This window comes from uncultured Streptococcus sp., from assembly GCF_963525625.1.
GTDB lineage: Bacteria > Bacillota > Bacilli > Lactobacillales > Streptococcaceae > Streptococcus.
Genome location: NZ_CAURLD010000001.1, coordinates 42,635 through 58,987, shown reverse-complemented (window position 1 = coordinate 58,987; position 16,353 = coordinate 42,635). Strand labels below are relative to the sequence as shown.

Here is a 16,353-nt window from a genome sequence, read left to right as displayed (position 1 = left end):
AATATGACATTTGTCATATTGGTCTAGTCAGCTGTGCTTTTTTCTGGCTTAATTAGAAATAAAAAAGAAAGCAGATTATTTTCCGCTTTCTATTTCTCTTTGAATGCTCGGTAGGGCGCTGTCAATCTCTTGATTCTGCATAGCATTTTGAATCAGATAGTCCATCCGGTCCATCGTATGACGGTCTACTTCTAGACTGATGTCAATGATAGAGCGATTCATCATGTGGTCTAGCCTCTCAGAAGTCAAGGAATCCAAGCCAAAATCATCGGCCTGTAAGATTTCTCTACCCTGTTGACTTTTCACTACAGATGGTAAAACTGAGGTCCCCTGCGATTTTTCAAACAAGGCCTGCTGACTTTCTTTATCCTGTGACAGCAAGAGCATAAATTCCCAAGCCAACTTTTCTTGCTTGGTATTGGAAGACATGGCAAAGAGCGAGGTCTTAACTTGTGTTCCCATCACCTGGCTATTAGCTGTTGGCATCGGGATACAGGTCCAAGAAAAGCTAGAATACTTGGCAACATGGTAAGGGTAGGGCTTGTAGGTCCGATACTGGGCCAGACTCATGGGGTAGAAGGCCACCCGCCCCTCATCAAAATCATTAGAAGTCACCTTATAATGCTGGCTGAGCATGTCTAGCTTGCTCATAAAGGCCAAGGCTTGGTGCATCTCTGAGCTGTCTACATTGATACCGGATTTATCGGTAAGATGACCGCCGTAAGCTACCAGAGCCTGCTGCCAAGTGTAATCCGTAATACCGTACTGATCCACCACACCATCGTCATTGGTATCCTTGGTTACTTTCTTGCAAATCTCATAGAAATCCGCCAGGGTCCAACCTGACTCAGGAATGCTAATTCCTTCTTTTTCAAGCAGGTCTTTATTGACACACATCATGATGGGATTGCTCTCAACTGGAAGAGCATAGCTGACTCCCTGATATTGCCCGGCTTCATAAGCCACCGGATAAAAAGCCTTTCGTTCATCATCCGTTAGGAGGGTATCCAAGGATTTAAGCGCGCCAGTCGAAGCCAACATGCTAAAGTCGTTTTCCGGTACCATAAAGAGATCCGGCTGCTCGCCTTTCAAGACTTGCTCTGCCAGCCAGTCAGCGTAATCATCCTTGGGAATACCGCTTTCATAGACGACCTTGACATGAGGATGCGTCTTTTCAAATTTTTTAATCAGGCTGTCCAAGACCTTGTTTTCCCGGCTGTTAGGCACATCCCAGCTAGAGCCAGCATAGACCCCGATACGCAGGACTTTTTCCTGAGCTGAAGCCCAAAAGACAAAAGCTAGGGCAACAGATATGATCAGGACAACCAGTAGGGCCAAATGTCTCAGTCTCCACTTCATTTGTCGCTTTCCTTACTAAAATCTCTCTGAGTGACTCCGGTCTGCACAGCCCATATAGCCAGCTGGGTTCGGTCGCGCAAGTTGAGCTTGGCTAGGATGCCTGACAGGTAATTTCGGACTGTCCCTTCTGATAGAAAGAGCTTGGCAGCAATTTCTTTATTCGAAATTCCAAAGCCAATCTGCTGAATAATCTTCCACTCCGTCCGGCTCATGTCCTCTATATTTTCCTCCGTCACTGTGATAGCAAAATTGGACTGGGCCATCTGTGAAAAGATTTTGAAGACCTTGGTGGCAATATTAGGATTGATCATAGCTCCGCCCCGATAGACTGTCTGAATGGCTTCGTGAAGTTCTTCTGTCGAAACCCCTTTGAGAATGTAACCAGACGCACCGTATTTGAGAGCGGAGAAGATAAATTCATCGTCATCAAAGGTCGTCAGAATGATAATCTTAACATCCGGATACTGCTCTTTGACAGCCTTGGTACAGAGAACACCGTCCATGACTGGCATGCGAATATCCATCAGAATCACATCTGGGCGTACCCGATGAAGCTTTTCCAGCACTTCCTTGCCGTCTCCGACCGTCCCGACCACCTCAATATCTGCGTGGGCTGACAGGATGATTTGCAGAGACTCGCGAATCAAGGCCTGATCGTCTGCTATTAAAACCTTAATCATGTCTTCCTCCTATTTTTGGGATTTCGATATGCGTGTAGAAACCGTCCCGATTTTCAAATCGGACGCTTCCGCCAATAATCATTAGACGCTCCTGCATCTGCTTGAGGCCATAGCCATAGTGGAGTTCATCAAAGCCAACACCATCATCCTGAATGGTCATTACATAGGACTCTTCCTCTAGCAGATCAATCCAGATAGTCTTGGCATGCCCATGGCGGACAGAGTTGGTAATAGACTCCTGAATCACCCGGAAGACAATGTCTTCCTTGGCAATATCCAAGTCAATATTATCCCATTCGTAACGAAGATGAATCTCTAAGTTGGAGATGGCTTCATACTCACGGATAATCTTAATCAGAGCTTCCTTCAAAGTATTATTTTCCAGAGCTCCCGGTCGCATCTTATTGAGCGAGCCGCGGACATCACGGATACCATCTCGAACGACGACTGAGACATTATTGAGCTGCTCCTTAGCCCGATTGGTATCAATATCAACCAAGACCTTGACCGCATCAATACCCGCTGAAATTCCCGTCAGGGCATGGCCCAATGTATCGTGAATCTCTCTGGCAATCCGCTTCCGCTCTCGATCTTCTGCTATTTTTTCGGACAAGGCCAGATAAGAGTTCAACTCGCGATTGGCCTGAGAAGCCATGCGCAGCTCTTCCTCAATCCGATGACGCTCTGTAATAGCCGACAAGATATAGAAGAGCAAAGAAATCATAAAGACGACGATATTGAGGGAGTAGAGAAAGTTCTTGCCAAAAAGCAGCAACAGCCGGACGGACTCTGGGTAAAAACGAATATAGGTATCTAGAGAAGGCAGCTTGATAAAGAGCGACATGAGGTCATAGTTGGACAAGAGCAGCATGCCAAAGCTCAAAATAATGAAAGAAAACCAATACTTCTTGTCCTTAGAAGAATTGAACTCCTTAGAGCCATAGAAAATATCCGCAAACACCAAGAGAATCAAGCCATTGTAGGACGAGTGCAAGACGGAAAAGATGACCAGCATGAGCAAGATTTCAATAATGGTCGCTTTGTCATAGACGGACAGCTGATTGGGGTGGCGCTCGCGATAGTACATGACCAAAAGCAGACTGCCATAGAGGCTAATTGATACCCAGAAAATCAAGCTGGGAGAGCCCGGAATAGCATCCAAACGCTCCAAAAGCGAGTGACTGAAGCCCTTAGCTGCTACATAGTTGGTCGCAAAGAGATAGATGGACGCATTATAGACAATGGCAACTAGATTGATGACCATCAGGGCTATTTTGCTATAAAATATACTTTTTTGAGGTCTCATTATTGCCACCCTGTAACTGTGTATTGACTGATATTATCTCTATTAACCAGATGAACGGGAATCAGGTATTGGCTGTCGTAGGATTTCCCCTCCTGCATCAGCTCAATTACCTGCGCCACCTTGCGCCCCATCTGAATGGGCGATTGGGCCACGGTTCCCTCTATATCGCTAGTCGTAGCCAGAAAGTTTTTGATATCTGGTGAACCATCCACGCCATAGATTGAGATTTTCTTATCAAGACCTTGATTTTTAATAGCAGCCAAGGCCCCGATAGCTGCTCGATCATTGAGCGCCATAACTACATTAAAGTCTAAACCTTCGTCTAGAGCCACTTTGACCTGCGGCATGGTTTCCTCAGTCTGGCCCAGTGTTTCTTTCTGGGAAATAATCCTGTAGCTAGGCTGTTTTTCAATCGTATCAATAAATCCCTGAATCCGGTCCATGGCAGAGACGGCATTGCGGTGCTCTAAAAGGAGAATGTTGGCAGAAGGCAAGCGCTTCATCATGTCCTGGGCAATCAGGACGCCTGCTTGGTAGTTATCAGACACAATGGTCGTATCCACTTTTACATCCTGACTGATAGGCGCATCCACTACGATGATTTTAATACCAGCTTTCTTGGCCTTTTGAAGAGAGGAAATAATGCTTGGACTATTGCTTTTCACCGGATTGATAACAATGACATCAACCTTTTCACGGACAAAAAAGTCAATCTGCTGGCTCTGCTTGCCCTCATCCAGCTCAGGATCCCGAACGTAGAGCCTGCTGCCCTGCTGGTTGGTTTTCTTCTCCAGCTCCGCATTTAAGGTCTTGTAAAAGTCATTATTCATGGTCATGTAGGTCACCCCAATCTTGACCTGCTTCTCATCTGGCAGAACACCCTTGAAATAAACAAAAAGCAAACCCAAGATAAGCAGAATAAAAAGCGGCCAGAGAGCCTTCTTCTGATAATGCTGTATCCGTTTTTTGACCTTAGCTGATACCATTTTTCACCCCCTATGCCGTAAGCGCCTTTATGAAACATATAGGATTATTATATTACAAAGCCTCCAAAAAGCAAAATCTTTCCAGAAACGGCTATAATAAAAGAGGTGAGACAGAATCTAAAAAATCCATGATTTTTGATTCTTGGTCCCACCTCGACAATCATCATTAAACTTTTAAAAGCTGGATAGAAATAGACTTTCAGTCAAACAGATCTTGCATCCTGCAAAACTGAATGATGATTTTTTAGAGCAAGGTCATTTCCCAGTCTTTGCTCCTTGCTTAAAAGGGAAGTTCCTCTTCTTCCAACACCAAATCTGCTAAATCAGCTCCGCTATTATTTTCACGCAGAGCGCGCTGGGCCCGACTTTCCAGGAGCTGGAAGCTATGACAGAGCACTTCTGTCACATAATGAGTCGCCCCCTCCTTCTCATAGCGACGAGTCCGTAGCTCACCATCCAGAGAAATCAAGCTGCCCTTACTTGCATAACTGGCTAAAGTCTCAGCTAGACGCCCCCAGACAACCACATTTACAAAATCCGCCTCACGCTCACCGCTCTGAGATTTATAACGACGATTAACTGCGACCGTTGCACGAGCCACAGATTTTTCATTCGCAGTCTTGTGCAGTTCAGGCATAGCCGTCAGCCGGCCGATTACAATTACTTTATTATACATTTTATATCCTCCTAACTTATCATTCGTAAAAGGAGGCAAAAAGTGAAAAAAATGTGGTATAGTATAGATAAAAAGGAAAGTTGCAGCTTTTTGTCCCCTTCCTATTAGATTTGTATAATGGAGGCTCCGATGGCCATTAAACATTCCCCTGTGAAAAATCTTATTTTTATCCTGATTTCTCTGTGGTTCGGAGGTTTTTCTGCCTGGGCTGCCGTAGACTACCTAACTAGCTCCAACCCCTACAAAGACACTAGTTTCTTTGTCCTTAGTCTGCTGGTTGCTGCTTTCTTCTTACTGCTCCTTATCTTTGCTATTCGCAGGCTAACCATTCATGCGACTATCCTCTCCTTTGACCACGAAAATGTAACCTACTATTATAGCGGACTCTTATCAGCTGCCACCTACTGCATTCCTATGCAGCAGATTAGTCATGCTCGCTACAGCCGAGACAGTGAAGAATCCGAGATTAGTCTTTGGATGGAGGACGGTTTCCATGACTTTGCAGCCTTTAACCATCCCCACCACAAAATTTATGCCTATCCTGACAGCCAGCTCATCGGCATTGTTTTCAAGAGAAAGCGCCTCAAAGCATTGGAAGACCACAGCCTAAACAGCCTTATCTACCAATACAAATACAGCACTCCGAGCCAGATTCCCACAGCCACTCCTCAATCATCAACCGACTCGCAAAGTAATAGCGACTGCGTCTTCTTTTGAGACAGTGTTGTGATTGTTAAGACAAATCACTTTAGATTACGGAGGATATCTAATGAACTATATAGCTTTTGTTTACTCCATTCTCTTATTATTTTCAACCTATTTTGCTTATAAAAAGAAGATTGGCAGCTCCAAAATCTCATTAATCGTAAGTTTATTTTTATTTTTCCCTAACCCTTCTGAATTTATTTTTCTTCAATTTTTTACTGAAAACTTTAATATCCATACTTTTAATTTTGATCTCAGTAAGTTTTTTCTATGACAGAAAAATGAGTAAGAAGCAAATTCATTATACTCATCATTGTGTTAGATTGATTTTTCATCTGTTAATCATTTATTTTCTCTAGCATTAGCATGAGATAGATTTATAACGCTAAATTTATTACTATAAAAAAAGAGCGAAACGACTACACAAATCGTTTCGCCCTATTTTATATTTCGGATGTTATTAGGATACCCCGCCCATTTCTGAGCTTTTTATGATGTTGAATCCTCTCCCTTATCCCTGCCAATGTTTGGCTGGATCAAAGGCGGTTCCAACTAGTTCACTATCGGCTAATTCAATGATGCCGCGTTTTTGAGGCGCATTAGGTAACTGAAGTTCCCGTGGGCTGCACATCATCCCAAAACTCTTTTCGCCTCGAAGTTCTCCCGGGAAAATCAAATTCCCTTTCGGCATCATAGCACCCGGCAGAGCCACAATCGTTTTGAGGCCGACTTTGGCATTAGGAGCACCGGCCACGATTTGAACGGTCTTATCAGCAGCTACCTGCACTTGGCAAATATTCAGGTGATCACTATCTGGATGAGCTACCATATCAACGATTTCTCCAACCACAAACTTCGGCTGGCTGTCATTGACCAAGTCCGCTGGGAATCCTTCCTTGCTTAGCTCCTGATTGAGAATGACCACTTGCTCATCTGTCAAAAAGACCTGTCCGCGCTCTGCAATTTCAAAAAGGTCTGACTGCTCAAAAATATTCCAAGCAACAGTCTGGCCATTGTCTTCACGGTAAACACGCGCTACCCGTCCCTTGCGCTCAGCTGCCAGTTTAGCTCCTTGATTGTCCGCAGCAATAATCATCAACACGTCGCCGACATATTCTTTATTATAGGTAAAAATCATTTTACGCTCCCTTTTTCTCTTATACTAGCTAAAAATTCATTGATTTGGCTCTTGGTCTTGCGGTCACGATTGACCAGACGGCCAATCTCCTGTCCCTTTTCCAACACTACTAAGCTGGGAATCCCGTAAATGTCCCACTCTTTGGCCAGATCCAAATAGGCATCACGGTCCACTTGGATAAAGCGATAGTCAGGATTTTCCCCTTCTATCTCTGGCAAAAAAGGTTGGATAAATCGGCAATCTCCGCACCATTCAGCCGTGAAAAAGAAGACAGTCTTCTCCCCATCATTGACATAAGAAGCCAATCCCTCTAAATTTGTAGGGATAATCATGCTTCTTCCTCGTAGCTTAGCTGACCATTTTCATAGACAAAGGCAAAATGACGGTCATCCTCTAGGACCAGACCACCAACCAAGCGGTCATCTGTGGACTCGTATAGCTTGACATAAAGGCAGGAAATAGTACCCTGACTGGAAAAGAAATCTCGCACAAGCTCGACGATTTCCTCACGATTACGCAGTCGTTTCTGCTCCTGTACGACTTTGGCTGCCCCAAAAGCCAGCGCTCCAGCCCCCAAAAGGGCGGTTGTGGTTAAAATGATTTTTTTAGCTTTCATGTAGAATATTTTAACACAAAAGAGCAGAGGCGACAAACAATATTCCAGATTTTCCTGGGAGAAGCTGGATTCCTAAGCGGGCAGTCCTCTTGATTCAGGCAAGCTATAAGATTTTCCTACTCATTTACCGCAAAAAGTGATAAAATAGGGAGCAGAAAGAAGGTAAGTTTATGACAACATTATTTTCAAAAATCAAGGAAGTAACAGAGCTTTCTGCTATTTCAGGTCACGAGGCACCTGTTCGCAGCTACCTGCGGGAAAAAATCACTCCGCATGTCGATGAGGTCGTCACCGACGGTCTGGGCGGTATCTTTGGGGTTCGCCATGCAGAAGCTGAAAATGCTCCCCGTGTATTGGTAGCGGCCCACATGGACGAGGTTGGCTTCATGGTCAGCGAGATCAAAGCTGACGGAACCTTCCGCGTAGTGGAAATCGGCGGCTGGAACCCACTGGTCGTTAGCAGCCAACGCTTCAAACTCTTTACCCGTGAAGGTCGGGAAATCCCTCTTATCTCAGGCTCTGTCCCTCCTCATCTGACGCGCGGATCTGGCGGACCAGTTATGCCACAGATTGCAGATATTGTCTTTGACGGTGGCTTTGTGGATAAGGCGGAAGCTGAAAGCTACGGCATCCGTCCAGGAGACACGATCGTGCCAGACAGCTCTGCTATTCTAACAGCTAACGGTAAAAATATCATCTCCAAAGCCTGGGACAATCGCTACGGCGTCCTAATGGTCAGCGAATTGGCTCAAGCCTTGTCTGGTCAACCACTAGGCAGCCAACTCTATGTCGGCGCCAATGTTCAAGAAGAGGTTGGCCTGCGTGGAGCCCATGCTTCAACGACAAAATTTGCCCCTGAAGTCTTTCTGGCTGTGGATTGCTCCCCAGCGGGTGACATCTACGGTGGTCAAGGGGCCATCGGCGACGGAACGCTAATTCGCTTCTTTGACCCTGGTCATCTCATGCTGCCAGCTATGAAGGACTTCCTCTTGACAACTGCTGAGGAAGCAGGTATCAAGTATCAATACTACTGCGGTAAGGGCGGAACGGATGCTGGTGCTGCCCATCTCCAAAGCGGCGGCGTACCATCTACTACCATTGGTGTCTGCGCCCGCTACATCCATTCCCACCAAACCCTCTATGCCATGGACGATTTCCTGCAAGCCCAAGCTTTCCTGCAAGCTCTGGTCAAAAAGCTAGATCGCTCAACGGTGGACACGATTACCAACTATTAATTTCAAAAGGCAGCCCGTTCTTCATTCGGGCTGCTATCTCTTTTGTCTGATACTTCCTCTTTCAACTTTCCAATTTGAAGAAAATTTTGTTATAATGCTTAGCAGAGGTGAAAATATACATGAAAAAAATTGCTTTTGATTCTGAGAAATACTTAAACCTGCAGCGCGACCATATCTTGGAGCGCATTAATCAATTTGAGGGCAAATTGTACATGGAATTCGGCGGTAAAATGCTGGAAGACTTCCATGCTGCCCGTGTCCTGCCAGGCTATGAGCCGGACAATAAAATCAGACTGCTTAAAGAGCTCAAGGAACAAGTAGAGATTGTCATTGCCATCAATGCCAACAACATTGAGCACTCTAAGGCGCGTGGGGATTTGGGCATTTCCTATGATCAGGAAGTGCTGCGACTAATCGATACCTTTAACGAGCTGGATATTTATGTAGGCTCAGTGGTCATCACCCAGTATTCCGGTCAGCCGGCAGCTGATTTCTTCCGCAGCCAGCTGGAAAAGAATGGTATCGCCTCCTACATCCACTACCCGATCAAGGGCTATCCGACCGACATGGACCATATCATCTCACCTGAAGGTATGGGGAAAAACGACTACATCCAAACTAGCCGTAATCTAGTCGTAGTGACCGCACCTGGTCCTGGTTCTGGTAAATTAGCTACTTGCCTATCCAATATGTACCACGACCAAATCAATGGCATTAAGTCAGGCTACGCCAAGTTTGAAACCTTCCCAGTTTGGAATCTGCCCCTGCACCATCCGGTCAATTTAGCTTATGAGGCAGCTACGGCAGACCTCGACGATGTCAACATGATTGATCCTTTCCACCTGCAAACCTACGGAAAAACCACTGTCAACTACAATCGTGATATTGAAATTTTCCCAGTCCTTAAGCGCATGCTAGAACGTATCCTTGGAAAATCACCTTATGCTTCTCCAACGGACATGGGCGTCAACATGGTCGGCTTTGCTATTGTGGACAATGAGGCTGCCATTGAAGCATCTCAACAGGAAATCATCCGTCGCTACTACCAGACGATTCTGGACTTCAAGGCAGAGCGTGTTCCTGAATCTGCTGTCAAGAAAATCGAACTCTTGATGAACGACCTAGGCATCACACCGCTGGACCGTAAGGTAACAGTTGCTGCGCGTGCCAAGGCTGAAAGCACTGGTGAGCCAGCTCTGGCCTTGGAATTGCCAAACGGTGAAATCGTAACTGGTAAAACCTCTGAACTCTTTGGCCCTACGGCTGCTGTATTGATTAATGCCATTAAGAAATTAGCTAACATTGCCAAAGAGACCAAGCTGATCGAGCCTGAGTATGTCAAGCCAATCCAAGGACTGAAAATCAATCATTTGGGCAGTCGCAATCCTCGTCTTCACTCCAATGAAATCTTGATGGCTCTGGCAATCACAGCCATGGAAAATCAGGATGCTGCGCATGCCATGCAGCAACTCGGCAATCTCAAGGGCAGCGAAGCCCACTCCACTGTCACTCTGACTGATGAAGACAAAAATGTCCTGCGCAAGCTAGGCATCCATGTTACAATGGACCCCGTTTACCAGTATGATCGACTTTATAGAAAATAAAAACAAGCTCTGTTAAAAGCTTGTTGAGGAAGCTGGCTCTGCCAGCTTTTTTTGTTAATAACGCTTAGACAAGATAAAACGCAAGAGATAGTAAAGTCCCAAAACCAGGATAATGGTCAAGGTCAGAAACTGATTGAGATTTAAGATGATTGGGAAAACCATAGACAGAACACTCAAGCACGCTGCCAGCAGCAAAAGGATATTAAAAAGCAAAGTACGAGTCTTTTCGTCAATCATGCGATTGCGCTCATCAGTCACCTGAATGTAGAGCTTATCAAAATTTTCTTCCCGTCTTAGAGCAAGATTATACCGAATGGTCATCAAAGAAAACCCCAGTAGGATGCCGACCATGACTCCTTCCTGCTGATCATCCAGAGAATGAAAGTGGCTCCAGGCCAATCCTACCAAGATGATAAAAGTTAAGATTCGCCCCACGATAACTTTCCTTTGAATTTTTTTCCTAAATTCTTGTTTCGTTAGTGTTTCCATGTCGGCCTCCTATTTTTCATACGCTTGAAAAATTTTCAAAATTACCACAATCAGGAACATTCCCACAAAAGGCAGGATTTCCTTAGGGATAAAATTGGCTTGAAAATGGAGATAAGATAAGCCAACCACCACCAAAATAGCCAATATCCATTTACACAAATAAGTCCATTTCATGATTCATCCTCCTCAAAGAGAAACACTTCTTCAATCCTTAAATTGAAAAAGGATGCAATTTTATGAGCCAAAAGCAGCGAGGCATTGTAGCGGCCTTTTTCCAAAGAAATAATCGTTTGTCTCGTGACCTCTAGCTTCTCAGCCAGCTCCTCCTGGCTGAGCTTTTTTCTTTTTCGTAATTCTTGAATTCGATTTTCCAAGGTTGCCTCCTTTCTGTAATATAAAACAAACTTTACTTTTCAAATATAGTATAGTCTCCTTTACATATTTTGTCAAGAAGAAAGCGGCAAAAAAGAGGCTAGGACAAAAGTCCTAGCCTCTCAATTGTCTTTGGATTGTTGAGCAAGACGCAGTGGTTGAGTGGGCTCTATTACGCTGATTTCATCAGCTTTTACAGCCCTACTCAACTGTGCGGAGGTGGGACGACGAAATCGAATTCTAACGAATTACCGATTTCTGTCCCACTCTCTTTTATCATCTTTATTGATTTCCTTTGTTATTTGCCTTTTAAAGCTACAGTCAACTTGACACAGGCTCCTCCTTGGTCTGGATTGAGCAGGGTCAGACGACCACCGTGCAAGAGAGCTACCTGCTTAGAAAAGGCTAAGCCGATACCATGATGGGGATTAGCTGAATTGCGGCTTTGGTCACTCTGATAAAAGAGCTGTTCCGCTCCCAGCAGCATCTCCTCTGAAAATGAAAGGCCGTTGTTCCAGATAGAAAAAACCAACTGGTCCTGCTGCACTGATACCGTTAGCTTGACTTCCTTTTGATCCTGGTCTGCATGTTCAAGCGCATTCAGTAAGATATTCAGCAAAGCTCGCTTGAGATAGTCCAAATGGATCAACAAAATCAGACTAAGCTCACAATCTTCTTGGAGATAAAAACGATAGCTTTCCTGTTTGCTGAACAGTGCCCAGTCGTCCTGTAGATAAGCCAAAAAGCTCCCTAAGGAAAGCCGACTGAACTGATTAGAATCAATCTGAAAAGTCTTAGCGTAATCAATCAAAGAGCCACAATATTCTTCCATCTTGTGACTGGCCTGCAAAATCTCAGCAGCATAGTCTGCCTGTGGCTGGCCCAACTGCGCCAATTCCAAGAGCTCAGCATTCCCCTTAATCACAGTTAGGGGCGTCTTCAAATCGTGCGATGTCGCTGATAGCTGTAAAATCAACTCCTGATTATGCTGCTGCTCTTTTTCTAAAAGACGAGCATTTTCTTGGTGGCTGCTCCGTAAATCGCTATAGACTTCGAGCATTTCCTCAATCCGAAAAAGCTGGCTTTGATTTTCTTCTAAAAGCTTATTACTCTTTAGCATTTTTATTTCCCTGTCGATTTTTCGGAGCAATTTCAAAATATGATAAAAAGTAATCAGCAGCAAGCTCCCTGCCCAAAAGAACAAGGTAAAAAAGACATAATCACTTCCTTGCGTAAATTCATAGCCTATAAGCACAAAAATCAAAACATGGAAAAAGACGATTTTTAAACTGGTTGTCCAGACTAGGCTTTTGAAATTTCGTGTTCTAATTGCCATCTATAGCCTACTCCTCTCACAGTTGCGATTGCTTGCAGCCCTTCTTGTTTGCATTTTTGACGAATCTGATATACGTATTCTGAGATGGAGCGAAGCTGTGTTTCTGAACTTTCTGGGTAAAGCAAGGTATGCAGGCGTTCAGCTGAAAAGGTCTGCTTGGGATTGCTAGCTAGTAAATGCAGCAACTTAAACTCTCGCTCCGAAAATTTCAAGACTTTACCAAAACAGGCAACTTCATAGCGCTCAGGATAAAATTGACAAGAAGCAATCTCAGAATAGCGCTCCTCACGTCTTTCCTCCCGCCGAAGATGAGCCCTGACACGCGCCAGCAATTCTTTGGTCCCAAAAGGTTTGACAATATAGTCATCTGCACCACGAAAGAGCCCCTCCACCTTGTCCGCCTCCAATTCCTTGGCCGTCAAAAAGATGATGGGACACGAAAGATGAGGACGAATGTAGGAACACAGCTCAAAACCATTAACAGGCTCCATCATCACATCCAGCAGAATCAAGTCATATCCGACAAAATGCGTCAGCTCTAGGTCTTCTATCCGATCAAGCGTCGTTACATCATAAGCATCGAGCTCTAGGACGTTTTTCACCAGCTTCAAAATGCTCCGGTCGTCATCAACCACCAAAATACGATACTGTCTCATAATTTCCATTATAGCATACCTCTAGCGAACATCTCGTTTCAAGGTTAAGAATATAGCAGAGCTCCAAACCAAAGCTAACCAGAACAGCTGTATTCCCAGCCCTGAGAGATCTATTGAATGCTGAAGCCCTTCATACTCAAAAAGATTTAGGGTAGCTAGATCGGGCAGGTATTTTGCTTCCTTGATGAATGTTGCCAATAAACGGCTGAGACCAATCAAGAGAGGAAAGAGCACCGACACCGGCACAACCCAAGATTGAAATAGCAAAGCGAGGCCAGCAGTTAAAAAAGCCAGAAAAAGATTGCTGAGAACACCAAAAGAGCTGTAATAGAGGAGTTTCCCCAGTAAGGACCAGCTAAAGCTTAGGTCAAAACGAGCCAGCATAACAAGGAAACAGCTGCCTACAATGATACTGTAGAGGACCAAGAGCAGCAAGACCAGAAAAAGGAATTTCCCAGCCAACCAAGCCTTTCTATTTGATACGGTTAGAAAATTCGTTCGCATCCCAGACTTGACAAACTCCTGAGCAAAATAGAGAGAAGTAAAGATGACGATGACAGGCTGCGCCAGATAGAGGGCGTGCAAAACCTCGCTCAGAGCCTTCGTCTGACCAACTGCTGTCTGACTATAGTCAAGATTCATCAGAAAAAAAGGAACGACTACCAGAACCACCAAGGCAGCACCAAGAGCGAGATAGTAAGAACGGAACTTAATCCATTCACTTCTAAGCAGAGCTTTGATCATCAGTAGCGCCCTCCTAAATCCGTCTTCAAAAAGCGCAGAGAGGTCATGCCGCCGATGACTAGCAACCATGCACCAAGTATCAACAGCCCTTGCAAGGGATTGTTGACATATTGGGAAGTTGGCGTTGCAGCAAACAACTCTCCTGCTGGTTGTGGCAGATAAGCTCCCCAACTCGTGTGAGCTGCCAGGTAGTTTCCCAGATTATAAATCTGGGGTACGAGAAAAAGCAGAGGTACTAGCATGGTCCGAGCCAATAAACCTAACAAAAATGAAAGGATTCCTAATAAGGTTAGAGATAAGGTTTTCCACAAAATCAAACTCCAAGCTGCCTGATTGAGCAGAATCGGATCAAGCCCTTCCTTTCCTAAAGCCAGATGCATGACCATATAACTAAAGTAGATTGATAAAAAGCTACTGGCAAGAGAAAAGCAAGCAAAGATCATGAGTTTCCCCACAAGCAACTTCAGACGGTTATTACAGGTCAAAAGACTGGTTCTCAAGCTATGAGACTGAAATTCCATAGCTCCCAAAATTCCAGCTAAAATGACCAAAACCATGCCCACCATAGAGGCCCCGTTGAGACCTAGATATTCCAGCGGATCAACGGCTTCTGCCAGCCCAGGAACCGTTTCAGGTGTGGCATCCAAGCCGACAGATAAATACTGTCGGCCCTCTAGCCAAGATACGACAGGCACCAATAACAGCATGAAGGCCATACTCACTTTGAAAGCCTTGGTTGAACAAATTTTCAACCATTCTGAATGCAATAAGGACATCGTTTCTTTCATCTTAAACCCCCTCTGTCAAATCAAAGAAGAGATCTTCTAGACTGTCTGAATCTTGCAGCACCTCTTCCAATCGTCCCTGCTCAATAATTCGCCCATGATGAATCAAGACCACATCATCTGTCACCATTTGCACCTCTGATAGGATATGAGAAGATAGAAGTACCGTTTTCCCTAAATCAGCCTGCTGACGGATGAACTTTCTAAACCACTTAATCCCACTTGGATCTAGTCCATTAGTCGGCTCATCTAATATAAGAAACTGAGGATCACCCAGCAAAGCTGCTGCCAAACCCAGCCGCTGACCTTCCCCTAGAGACAGGCTTGACAAGAGGTCCTTCCTCTTATGAGCGATTCCAGTCATCTCCAAAACCTCATCGATCCGAGACTTGGGAATAGCATTACTCGCTGCAATAATCCTCAAGTGGTCATAGACCTTTCGATTTGGCAGACCGCCAATGCCGTCAAAGGCTGCACCTACCGTTCTGAGCGGATAGGTCATTGACTGATAGGCTTGCCCATTAAAAGTCGCAGTCCCAGACGTCGCCCGATCTAACCCCAACAAAATCCTCAAGGTCGAACTTTTCCCTGCACCATTTGGACCCAGAAAAGCTGTAATCCGACCGCTTCTAGCTGTAAAAGAAATATCTTCTAAAATCTGCTTGCTGCCATGCTTTTTGCAGACTCCTTCTATTTTCACCATATGTTCCATATTGAACTCCTTTTGATTTTTCTTTAGTATACAAGGACAAGTTCAGAGAAAGTTCAGACAATAAAAAAACTTGCCTTACGACAAGTTTCTTTTCTCATTTTTCGACTGCATCCCAGAGTTGGCGGATACTTTTTTTCTGCACGGGATCGACAAAGTGTGGAGCGATTTCCACCAAAGATTGCAAGACAAAAGCTCGCTCAGCCACATAAGGATGAGGAACAATCAAGCCCGGACTATAAAACTCTTCTTGTCCTATGTAAAGGATATCCAGATCAATCACACGAGGTCCCCATTTGATCTCCCGCACGCGCCCTAAATCCGCTTCGATAGCCAAGAGCGTCTGCATTAATTCCTCAGGATTGAGCCAAGTCTCAACTTCAACAACTTGATTGAGGAACCGATTCTGCTCAACGCCACCCCAAGGCTCTGTCTCAATACGGCTTGATTCCTGCAAAATTCTTATATTTTGCTCTGCCATTTTTTCCAAAGCCGCATCCAGATTGGCAGCTGGGTTGCCTTGATTGCTCCCCAGAGCGATAAAGGCTTTCCGCTTTTGACACACTAGCTTGACTGAGCAGGTCTCTAAAGGCAGCGGCACCGGCGCCCAAGGCTTCTTGACCTCCAAGCTGACTTTCTGTACCAAAGGATGAGTCAGAAAAATCCGATCAATCAGCTTATAAGCCAGCGTCTCAATCAAGTCTTCCTTGCTTTCCTGACACCAGTGGGTCAAATCATGAGCCAATTCTCCATAGTGGATAGAAGCTGTCAGGTCGCCTGTTTTAGCAGCCCGAGTCATATCATAGTCCAAAATCAGATCCAGCACAAAACGCTGGCCCAATTCCTTCTCTGCTCCAAACAGACCGTGATAGGCATACACTTCCAAATCCTTAATGCGCAGCTGATCCATTCTCTTATCCTTTCTGATTCAAGTTTCTGCATTTTATCCTTGATAAA

20 protein-coding genes are annotated in these 16,353 nt (G+C 44.8%); 3 read left to right on the top strand and 17 right to left on the bottom strand.

The window, feature by feature from the left end; translation table 11 throughout:
* Nucleotides 1–75: 75 nt before the first annotated feature.
* The 5 genes from RYK49_RS00290 to RYK49_RS00270 all read right to left on the bottom strand — a co-directional run bounded on the left by RYK49_RS00290 (nucleotide 76) and on the right by RYK49_RS00270 (nucleotide 5,007).
* Nucleotides 76–1,359, bottom strand: coding sequence for an ABC transporter substrate-binding protein (locus RYK49_RS00290; RefSeq protein ID WP_111676705.1), 1,284 nt, complete (start codon nucleotides 1,357–1,359; stop codon nucleotides 76–78).
* Complete coding sequence (locus RYK49_RS00285) at nucleotides 1,356–2,039, bottom strand: response regulator transcription factor (protein WP_002896732.1); 684 nt, start codon at nucleotides 2,037–2,039, stop codon at nucleotides 1,356–1,358. Before RYK49_RS00285 ends, RYK49_RS00290 begins: the two co-directional genes overlap by 4 nt.
* Nucleotides 2,032–3,345: a sensor histidine kinase gene (locus RYK49_RS00280; RefSeq protein ID WP_111676707.1), complete on the bottom strand. Its 1,314-nt coding sequence runs from the start codon at nucleotides 3,343–3,345 to the stop codon at nucleotides 2,032–2,034. Before RYK49_RS00280 ends, RYK49_RS00285 begins: the two co-directional genes overlap by 8 nt.
* Nucleotides 3,345–4,331: a substrate-binding domain-containing protein gene (locus tag RYK49_RS00275; RefSeq protein ID WP_111676709.1), complete on the bottom strand. Its 987-nt coding sequence runs from the start codon at nucleotides 4,329–4,331 to the stop codon at nucleotides 3,345–3,347. The genes RYK49_RS00280 and RYK49_RS00275 overlap by 1 nt, the downstream gene beginning before the upstream one ends.
* Before the next feature lie 280 nt (nucleotides 4,332–4,611).
* Nucleotides 4,612–5,007 carry a single-stranded DNA-binding protein gene (locus tag RYK49_RS00270; RefSeq protein ID WP_002903597.1) on the bottom strand — a complete coding sequence of 132 codons (396 nt, stop codon included), beginning with the start codon at nucleotides 5,005–5,007 and terminating at the stop codon, nucleotides 4,612–4,614.
* A 129-nt stretch (nucleotides 5,008–5,136) separates the two neighbouring features.
* Between RYK49_RS00270 and RYK49_RS00265 the strand changes: the two genes are divergently transcribed.
* Complete coding sequence (locus RYK49_RS00265; protein ID WP_002911087.1) at nucleotides 5,137–5,724, top strand: hypothetical protein; 588 nt, start codon at nucleotides 5,137–5,139, stop codon at nucleotides 5,722–5,724.
* A 499-nt stretch (nucleotides 5,725–6,223) separates the two neighbouring features.
* On the opposite strand, the gene ytpR is transcribed toward RYK49_RS00265, so the two are convergent.
* Genes ytpR through RYK49_RS00250 form a run of 3 tightly spaced genes read right to left on the bottom strand, consistent with a single transcriptional unit; the run spans nucleotide 6,224 to nucleotide 7,466 of the window.
* Nucleotides 6,224–6,850 carry a YtpR family tRNA-binding protein gene (gene ytpR / locus RYK49_RS00260; protein ID WP_002903477.1) on the bottom strand — a complete coding sequence of 209 codons (627 nt, stop codon included), beginning with the start codon at nucleotides 6,848–6,850 and terminating at the stop codon, nucleotides 6,224–6,226.
* Nucleotides 6,847–7,182 (bottom strand): thioredoxin family protein, encoded by a 336-nt coding sequence (locus RYK49_RS00255; protein WP_002903478.1) that lies wholly within the window; start codon nucleotides 7,180–7,182, stop codon nucleotides 6,847–6,849. The genes ytpR and RYK49_RS00255 overlap by 4 nt, the downstream gene beginning before the upstream one ends.
* On the bottom strand, nucleotides 7,179–7,466 hold the full coding sequence (locus RYK49_RS00250; RefSeq protein WP_002903480.1) for a DUF4651 domain-containing protein: 288 nt from the start codon (nucleotides 7,464–7,466) through the stop codon (nucleotides 7,179–7,181). Before RYK49_RS00250 ends, RYK49_RS00255 begins: the two co-directional genes overlap by 4 nt.
* Before the next feature lie 170 nt (nucleotides 7,467–7,636).
* Between RYK49_RS00250 and pepA the strand changes: the two genes are divergently transcribed.
* Both pepA and RYK49_RS00240 read left to right on the top strand, forming a co-directional pair.
* Nucleotides 7,637–8,701: a glutamyl aminopeptidase gene (pepA, locus tag RYK49_RS00245; RefSeq protein WP_111676713.1), complete on the top strand. Its 1,065-nt coding sequence runs from the start codon at nucleotides 7,637–7,639 to the stop codon at nucleotides 8,699–8,701.
* 119 nt (nucleotides 8,702–8,820) lie between these two features.
* On the top strand, nucleotides 8,821–10,305 hold the full coding sequence (locus RYK49_RS00240; RefSeq protein WP_314864529.1) for a DUF1846 domain-containing protein: 1,485 nt from the start codon (nucleotides 8,821–8,823) through the stop codon (nucleotides 10,303–10,305).
* A 54-nt stretch (nucleotides 10,306–10,359) separates the two neighbouring features.
* Here the strand turns inward: RYK49_RS00240 and RYK49_RS00235 are convergent, their stop codons facing one another.
* The 9 genes from RYK49_RS00235 to folK form a co-directional block, all read right to left on the bottom strand.
* Entirely contained in the window at nucleotides 10,360–10,794 is a 435-nt protein-coding gene (locus tag RYK49_RS00235; protein WP_314831624.1) for a hypothetical protein, read from the bottom strand.
* A gap of 9 nt (nucleotides 10,795–10,803) precedes the next feature.
* Nucleotides 10,804–10,968 (bottom strand): hypothetical protein, encoded by a 165-nt coding sequence (locus tag RYK49_RS00230; RefSeq protein WP_227969940.1) that lies wholly within the window; start codon nucleotides 10,966–10,968, stop codon nucleotides 10,804–10,806.
* A complete protein-coding gene (locus RYK49_RS00225; RefSeq protein WP_002896748.1) occupies nucleotides 10,965–11,168 on the bottom strand; it encodes a helix-turn-helix transcriptional regulator in 204 nt (67 codons plus the stop codon). The genes RYK49_RS00230 and RYK49_RS00225 overlap by 4 nt, the downstream gene beginning before the upstream one ends.
* 296 nt (nucleotides 11,169–11,464) lie before the next feature.
* Nucleotides 11,465–12,502 carry a HAMP domain-containing sensor histidine kinase gene (locus RYK49_RS00220; RefSeq protein ID WP_314864527.1) on the bottom strand — a complete coding sequence of 346 codons (1,038 nt, stop codon included), beginning with the start codon at nucleotides 12,500–12,502 and terminating at the stop codon, nucleotides 11,465–11,467.
* Nucleotides 12,469–13,167 (bottom strand): response regulator transcription factor, encoded by a 699-nt coding sequence (locus tag RYK49_RS00215; protein ID WP_019775565.1) that lies wholly within the window; start codon nucleotides 13,165–13,167, stop codon nucleotides 12,469–12,471. The genes RYK49_RS00220 and RYK49_RS00215 overlap by 34 nt, the downstream gene beginning before the upstream one ends.
* A 12-nt stretch (nucleotides 13,168–13,179) precedes the next feature.
* Entirely contained in the window at nucleotides 13,180–13,902 is a 723-nt protein-coding gene (locus RYK49_RS00210; RefSeq protein ID WP_314831612.1) for a lantibiotic ABC transporter permease, read from the bottom strand.
* Nucleotides 13,902–14,690, bottom strand: a complete 789-nt coding sequence (locus RYK49_RS00205; RefSeq protein ID WP_314864523.1) for a lantibiotic ABC transporter permease — start codon at nucleotides 14,688–14,690, stop codon at nucleotides 13,902–13,904. The genes RYK49_RS00210 and RYK49_RS00205 overlap by 1 nt, the downstream gene beginning before the upstream one ends.
* A gap of 1 nt (nucleotide 14,691) precedes the next feature.
* Complete coding sequence (locus RYK49_RS00200; protein ID WP_314864521.1) at nucleotides 14,692–15,399, bottom strand: ATP-binding cassette domain-containing protein; 708 nt, start codon at nucleotides 15,397–15,399, stop codon at nucleotides 14,692–14,694.
* Nucleotides 15,400–15,493: 94 nt separating this feature from the next.
* Nucleotides 15,494–16,306, bottom strand: coding sequence for a 2-amino-4-hydroxy-6-hydroxymethyldihydropteridine diphosphokinase (folK, locus tag RYK49_RS00195; protein ID WP_314864520.1), 813 nt, complete (start codon nucleotides 16,304–16,306; stop codon nucleotides 15,494–15,496).
* Nucleotides 16,307–16,353: the final 47 nt, after the last annotated feature.